4 protein-coding genes are annotated in these 7,288 nt (G+C 59.5%); 2 read left to right on the forward strand and 2 right to left on the reverse strand.

Annotated elements, in window-relative coordinates; all coding sequences use genetic code 11:
• Both QMZ05_RS39775 and QMZ05_RS39780 read right to left on the reverse strand, forming a co-directional pair.
• The coding region (locus QMZ05_RS39775) for a DUF4347 domain-containing protein (RefSeq protein WP_353705719.1) at window positions 1-1,268 on the reverse strand (1,268 nt) is incomplete at its 3' end.
• Window positions 1,269-1,360: 92 nt separating this feature from the next.
• On the reverse strand, window positions 1,361-1,765 hold the full coding sequence (locus tag QMZ05_RS39780) for a hypothetical protein (RefSeq protein WP_353705720.1): 405 nt from the start codon (window positions 1,763-1,765) through the stop codon (window positions 1,361-1,363).
• A gap of 432 nt (window positions 1,766-2,197) precedes the next feature.
• Between QMZ05_RS39780 and QMZ05_RS39785 the strand changes: the two genes are divergently transcribed.
• Together QMZ05_RS39785 and QMZ05_RS39790 are read left to right on the forward strand one after the other, a co-directional pair.
• Window positions 2,198-6,496: an FkbM family methyltransferase gene (locus QMZ05_RS39785; protein ID WP_353705721.1), complete on the forward strand. Its 4,299-nt coding sequence runs from the start codon at window positions 2,198-2,200 to the stop codon at window positions 6,494-6,496.
• Window positions 6,497-6,559: 63 nt separating this feature from the next.
• Window positions 6,560-7,288: glycosyltransferase (locus QMZ05_RS39790; protein WP_353705722.1), on the forward strand; the 729-nt coding region annotated here is incomplete at its 3' end.

Below are 7,288 nucleotides of genomic sequence, written 5' to 3' on the forward strand. Positions count from 1 at the left end.
GCACCTGTCGTTCCTGTGGCGCCAGTTGCGCCGGTCGCGCCCGTGGCTCCGGTTGCGCCGGTGGTGCCCGTCGCACCGGTGGCGCCGGTCGCACCTGTCGTTCCCGTGGCGCCAGTTGCGCCGGTGGCGCCCGTTGCGCCGGTCGCGCCGGTGTTGCCCGTGGCGCCGGTCGCACCTGTGGCCCCGGTTGCGCCCGTTGCGCCGCTGGCGCCCGTGGCTCCGGTCGCACCCGTAGCCCCGGTTGCGCCTGTCGCGCCCGTTGCACCCGTGGCGCCGGTCGCACCTGTGGCTCCGCTTGCGCCTGTCGCGCCGCTGGCGCCGGTGGCACCAGTCGCACCTGTGGCTCCGGTTGATCCCGTCGCGCCGCTGGCACCCGTGGCGCCGGTCGCACCTGTGGCTCCGGTTGCGCCCGTCGAGCCGGTGGAGCCCGTGGCACCAGTCGCTCCTTGATTACTTGGAATCGAGGCGCCGCTGAAGGTATCGCCGTTACCGGATCCGGAGGTGAAGGTATTCGTGCCCGCGTTGTACGTCGCGACTGCGGAGCTGTTCACGCCGTTCAAGTAAATCGCGTAAGTGTCGGTATTGCTGGAAACAATGACAGCTTCAGAAAAATTCGTAAAGCCAGTAGGAACCCTGTTGGGTAGATTGAAGCTACCAACGATTGTGCCGGTTGTCGTATCGACCACAAAAAATGTGTTTATGGTCTCCGACCCATTATTTTGAGCAATCGTGCCGGTAAAAGTCAGATCATACGTTGCAAGCACGCCCGCGTACGCCGAGAGACCTTCGGCGCGAAGAGGAGCAGCGATAGCCCGGGTACGCCCACGCGACGTGAGCTCCCAGGTTCCGCCTCCGGCCTCAGCGCCAATCTTTCCGCTTGCTGCGCTTACGTAGGCGCCTACGCTGCCTACAAGTGCTTCGATGAAGTCTTCGCCGGCCACACCGCGCCCGGTTTCGCAGCTCCACAGCCGCAGATCGCCATCTTCGCGCAGCTTTGCACCGATCGTCGCCAGATGCTCCGCATCGCGCCCGATCGTCTCAACCGACCACTCGCCACTCGTGAAGCAAACCCGCCCTGGTGCGCCGTGCGCGACGATGTGGATGGCATCGAGCCCCTCGATCCCCTCGAGCGCTTCGGCCATCTGCTGTGCGGCAGGCCGGCGGTGATCGAGCACGATGGCCTGGACCTCGGGCCGCACGTGCTGCAGCAGCGTGCTGAGATCCGGAATGAATGAATCGACAAAAAGAAATTCAGACTTGCCGCCCATCGGCCTGGTCCTTTCGTCAAAAACAAATGTTGGGCCGCGCGCTGTTGGCGTTCGGCCCGAAATCCAAAAAAAGAAGCCGCCCGGCAAAAAGCTCAGGCGGCGTGTCCGCTTGCTCCACCCGACGGCGGAGTGTCTAAATCGCTTCGTACTGCAAGAAATTCGGCGGGTTTGAACTCGCCGTTAGATTGAAATGTGCCGATGTCGTAGGCGCCGGACAGGCGCGCAACCTTGAGCCGGATCTCGACGCGGTTGAACTGGTTCGATGCGTCGGGAAGCGTAACCTGCGACACGATCGCCTTGCTGCTGCGATCGATGATGAAATACGTGATGTTTCCCGTCGTCTGCCCGCGCGGCAGGTTCCCGGCCACCAGGATTTCGTGAAGGCCGATCGCGGAGAGTACACCGGCATATGAATCGACACCGGTAGCCGTGATCGGCGGTCGGACATGCTCGCGTTTCGGAGAAACCTTCGGCTTACCGGCGCAATCATTCGACATGCAATAACTCGATACGCTATGAGCGATCTCTCCGAGCCAAAACGCCGGAGCAAAATCGTCAGTGTGAAAAACCCCACTCCAAGCAGCACCGGCAGCTGCGTTGGTCTCAAATCTCAATAGCAATTGACATCATTAAAAATTAACCACGAAAGGCAAGCCTTCCGAAAGCAGCCAATTTAAAGCGGATTAGAACAAGGGCTGCAAGAGATTTTTAATTAATGCGCGCAAGAGGGAACTCCCGAAAAAATACGGTACCACCTCGTCAACCCGCGCGATTCACCGTAAAGGACCTTTGCGCTCCTCCTTCGGCGAATTTGGATTAATGTGAAAATATCGGGGGATGCGGACGAAGATTGCTCGTCCGTCTCGATCGGACCGGCCTATTTCGCCGGCCTGGCGCAGGGATTAACCGCAAATCATAGAGTTCGCGCAGTGTCAGACTCCAAGCGGCTTTGCCTGAACATGATCGTCAAGAACGAGATGGCAAATCTGCAACGCTGTCTCAATTCCGTCGCAAAACACATCAGCTGCTGGGTGATCGGAGATACCGGCTCGACCGACGGCACGCAGGAATTCGTCAAGCGCTTCTTCGCCGAACGGCAGATTCCCGGCGAGTTGCACAGCTTTCCGTTTCACAATTTCGAGCAGGCCCGCAATGCGGCTCTGGATCACGCCTACGCGTCGTCGCTCGATTACGATTACCTGCTGTTCGACGACGCGGACATGGAGCTGGTTGTCGAGGACGCGGATTTCCGCAGCAAACTGACCGGCCCCGGCTATCGCTTGCGGCAATCGACGTCAGGTGGTCTGAGCTATTCGAATACGCGCATCGTTCGCCGCGACGCCGGCGCACGCTATCACGGCGTCACGCATGAATATATCGACGTACCTGGCGGCGTCGAAGAACTGAGTGGTGTGTCGTATATCGACCATGCCAGCGGATCCAATCGCGTCGACAAATTCGAGCGCGACATCCGTCTGCTGAAAGCGGCGCTCGAGAAGGACCCGAAGAACGCCCGTTACTGGTTCTACCTCGCGCAATCCCTTCGTGACGCCGGCCGTGCCGCCGAAGCTGCCGATGCATATGCCATACGCGCCGACATGGGCGGTTGGGATGAAGAAGCCTGGATGGCGCGTCTGCAACAGGCCCGCTGCCTGCGCAGCCTCGGCGACGAAGGTGGATTTGTCAGCAAGGCCCTCCAGGCGTTCAACCAGCGTCCGCAACGCGCAGAGCCGATCTACGATCTCGCAAGGTTTTACCGGGATAAAGGACAGAACCACGCGGCCGCGCTGTTCGCCGAGTACGGGCTGACAATTGGATATCCGAGGTCGGACATCCTGTTCGTCGAGGACTATGTCTACAGGACCGGACTGCTGGAGGAATATTCGATAGCCGCAAACTACGCAGCGGACTCGGAGCGAAAACGCCGCGGCTTCGCAGCGTGCAACTATCTCGCGCTCAATCGGGAGATTGCCGACGCGCCGCGCGAACTGGCGTGGTCAAATCTGCATTTCTATGCGCCGCCGGCACACGCCGTGCTGCCTTCGTTCCAGTCGAAGCGCATCGACTTCTCCGCGCCTGACGGCTACGTCGCGCTGAATCCGTCGGTGACGCGATTGGGGGATCAGATCCTTGTCGCGCAGAGAACCGTCAACTACGTCATGACGGAAGATGGTCTCCAGTATGAGACATCGAACGAGGAGCCGATCAAAACCCGCAACTTCCTCCTCCACCTTGACGACGATCTGTCAGTCCGTTCCAGCGGCGAAATCCTGACTCCAAGCGATTTGCCTGCGCGGGCCTTCCCTGCGGTCCAGGGCTTCGAGGACATGCGGCTGTTCGCCTGGCGCGGCGCCCTGTGGAGCAGCGCCTGTATCCGCGAGTTCACGCCGGAAGGCTGGTGCGAACAGGTATTGGCCCGCCTGCAGGAGGACGAGAGCGGCCGCTGTCGTTTGGTCGAGTGGCGAAAACTTGAGGCCGACGGTCCAAAACGAGATGAAAAGAACTGGATGCCACAGGTCGCCGGAGACGACCTGAACTTTCTCTATCTCTGCGATCCCACTCGCCTTGTAAACGCCGAAGGCAAAACGCTGCAGGAGCACGATCCGCCGATCTCGGCGGCGCGCTTTCGCGGCGGATCGCAACTGGTTCCGTTTGATGATGGCTGGCTCGCCTTGATCCATGAGGTGCAGTGGCGCCCGGCCGAACGCGGGCGCTTCTACTTTCACCGATTCGTCCGTTTCGATCGTTCCAACCATATGGCGGCGGTCAGCTGCCCGTTCTATTTCAACCGGAAAGGCGTCGAATTCGCAGCCGGGCTCGCGTGGCATCCGGACCAGCGGCGGCTTGTGGTGTCCTTCAGCGTTGCCGACTCCGAAGCGTGGATCGCGACCGTCGAAGCTTGCGATATCCGTCGAGTGCTGGAGCCGACGAACAACATCTGGGATGGCCGCACCCGCGACCGCCCACCCATGCCGGTTGATCGTGTTGTCGAGTCCGTGGTGATGGGGCAGCCGGTCCGGTTTGTCGTGACCAATCCGTCCGACGCGATCATGAAGTTTCACCAGCGCGGGCAATTCTACGAGACCGAAGAGCTTGAGCTAATTTCGAGTCACTATCGGGGGACCGGAGTCTTCGTCGACATTGGAGCGAACGTCGGCAATCACGCGGTGTACATATCGAAGTTCACCAACGCTCCAAGGATAATCGTCTTCGAACCCAATGATGTCGCCGCGTCGATCCTGAAGGCGAACTGCAGCCTGAACGGCTGCCGCAATGTCGACATCAATCACCTCGGCACCGCGCTCGGCGCGAAACCTGGGAAATTGCGCAAGGAAACTCCTGACCCCGACAATCTTGGACACACCTGCTTCTTCGCTGACCCACTCGGCGAGGTCAACGCAATTCCGGGCGATTCAGTTCTGTTCGATGAGCCGGTCGAGTTCATAAAGCTCGACGCCGAGGGGATGGAATTCGAGATACTGGAAGGATTACGGGAGACGATCAAGCGTTGGCGCCCGACCATATTCATAGAGATATGGGACTCCGCCAGCGCAGCTTTCGAGAACTGGTGCGATCAGCACGGATACCGCACGATCGGGAGCTACCAACGCTATTCCGGCATCCAGAACTACCTCATTGCGCCAATCCCGATCGAGAAGGATGGCCCCATCGAGGCCCAATCAACCGATGATTTCTTCTGGAGTTTTGCTCCCTTCCTTCGCCAAGCCGATTCGATCGAAACACGTCTCGGCTCGGCCAGAGACTTCGATCAGCGAATTGCTCCGCTGCTCGGAGACGCGTCAGGGCCGCTGCCGCAGATCAACCTGTTTTACGAACCGATGTCGGATCAGCACCAAACGCTGATCGCGGCAACTTCGTCGATGCGCTCCGCCGGGCATGCAGTTCGCATCTGGACCTATTCGGCTCATAAGCTCGCGTTCCTTGCGGCGCGCGGCATCTCGATCGGGGATGCGTCGGATATCGTCCCAAAGGCGCTGTTCGATCGAGCCGCGCAACGATCGGAAGTTCGCTTCTTTAGCGACATATTTCGTTACGCATTGCTTTACGAGTACGGCGGCCTCTGGATGGACGCCGACGTCATCCTGCTCAAGCCATTCCCGTTTATCGGCGACTACTTCTTCAATCTGCAGTGGCGCGGTGGACACCGCGGACATTTTGTCTGCGGCAATGTGATTTATGCAAAGCCGTTCAGTCGTCACTTGCGCGCACTGTACGAGCGCTCCATCAACTGCTTGTACGAAACAGCCCCGATCATGTTCGGAGATATCGGACCCAAATTGCTGTCCGACTACATCGCCTCCCCCGATGGCCAGGAACTGCGCGCCAGCGTCTTCAGTCCCGTGTTCTTCAACTCGATCGATTGGACGGAGGTCGATGTCTTTCAGCGACCGGCGACGGAGCTGGCAAGTTACCTCCATGACGACCGCATATTCGGCTTGCATCTGTGGACCGCACGCAATCAAAGTCGCGCGGAAAATCCCGGCTCCCTGATCGCGTGGCTGACGAAATCCGACGATGGCCCGCTTGCTCTGGCGGATTTGGCAGACTGCTTCAATACCGACAAGAACCGGCATACCGGCAACCGGCACGGCTACGCGCGGATTTATCAGCGCCTGTTATCGAGCAGGCGTTTTTCGTTGCGCCGGATCATGGAGATCGGTCTTTGCCGAGGTCTCGCGGAGGGCAAGCAGACGGAAGTCCCGTCGGTCGCCCTGTGGCAAAGCTTCTTCCCGTTCGGTCAGGTCATCGGCGTTGATCTGACCGACTTCTCGGCGCTCAACAATGAGCGGTTCAGGTCCGAGGTCTGTGATCAATCCAATCGAGAGCAGCTGCGCGCCCTGGCCACCCGGCTCAAACATGACACTTTTGACGTCATCATCGATGATGGCAGCCACGCCTCGCTCGACGAACAGCAGACCTTGGTTGAATTGTTTCCCTTGTTGGCCGACGGTGGCTGGTATTTCATCGAAGATCTGGATTGGCAGCCGCCGGGCGAGGATCCGGCCAGAATTACGCTAACCAAGACACTGCTTCGCGAGATGAAGCAGCTCGGCGAAGTCCGCTCGCTGGATCCCTTTGGCGTGGCCAACCTTGCTCACCAATTTGCGGAGATTCTTTTTTTCGACAGCCACTATGAGTTGGCCAGAGCCAGGCTGATGGGCGGACTCGTTGCCATCCGCAAGCGGGGCGGATCCAGCTTGATATGAGCAGCGTGAACCATCAGCCGTCAAACGCTCTGCATCAGTCCGGCGATTTGCTCAGGAGTTAGCTTGAAGGTTGCCGTCTACACTATTGCGTTGAACGAAGCCGCGCATGCCGAGCGCTGGGCGAACTCGGCGGCCGACGCTGACTATCGAATTGTGGCTGATACCGGCAGCAGTGATGACACGGTCGAGCGGCTGGAGCGTGCAGGAGTGATCGTTCACCGCATTGCGGTTCGACCTTGGCGTTTCGACGTCGCTCGAAATGCAGCGATGGCGCTCATTCCATCCGACGTTGAAATTTGCTGTTCGATGGATATGGATCGATACCTCGAACCGGGATGGCGGGAGAAGCTCGAGGCCGCGTGGGCACCGGATACGACTGCCCTCTTCTGCCGCACCGTCTACCGGACGCATCCCGACGATCCAACGATCTTGCGCGGTTGGCCAACGAAGAATTTCCACCATCGCTGGGGTTATCGATTCAAGCGGCCGGTTCATGAGGCTCTCACCTATTCCGGCGAAGAAATCACCAGAGAGTGCCTCGATATCGTCATGTGCGAGGTGCAGGATCATTCAAAGGACACGCGGCAACAATATCTGCCTCTCATGGAAGCTGCTCATCGAGAGGATCCTGACGATGCGCAGATCTGCTTCTGGCTCGGTCGGGACTATATGTGGGCGAACAGAAGCGACGAAGCGACCGCCCTGCTTTCGCGTTACCTGGAATTGCCCACCAGCACGTGGGGCGAAGAGCGCGCCGAGGCGATGCGCTATCTAGCGCGAACTGCACCGACC

Source organism: Bradyrhizobium sp. INPA03-11B (assembly GCF_040446015.1).
GTDB lineage: Bacteria > Pseudomonadota > Alphaproteobacteria > Rhizobiales > Xanthobacteraceae > Bradyrhizobium > Bradyrhizobium macuxiense_A.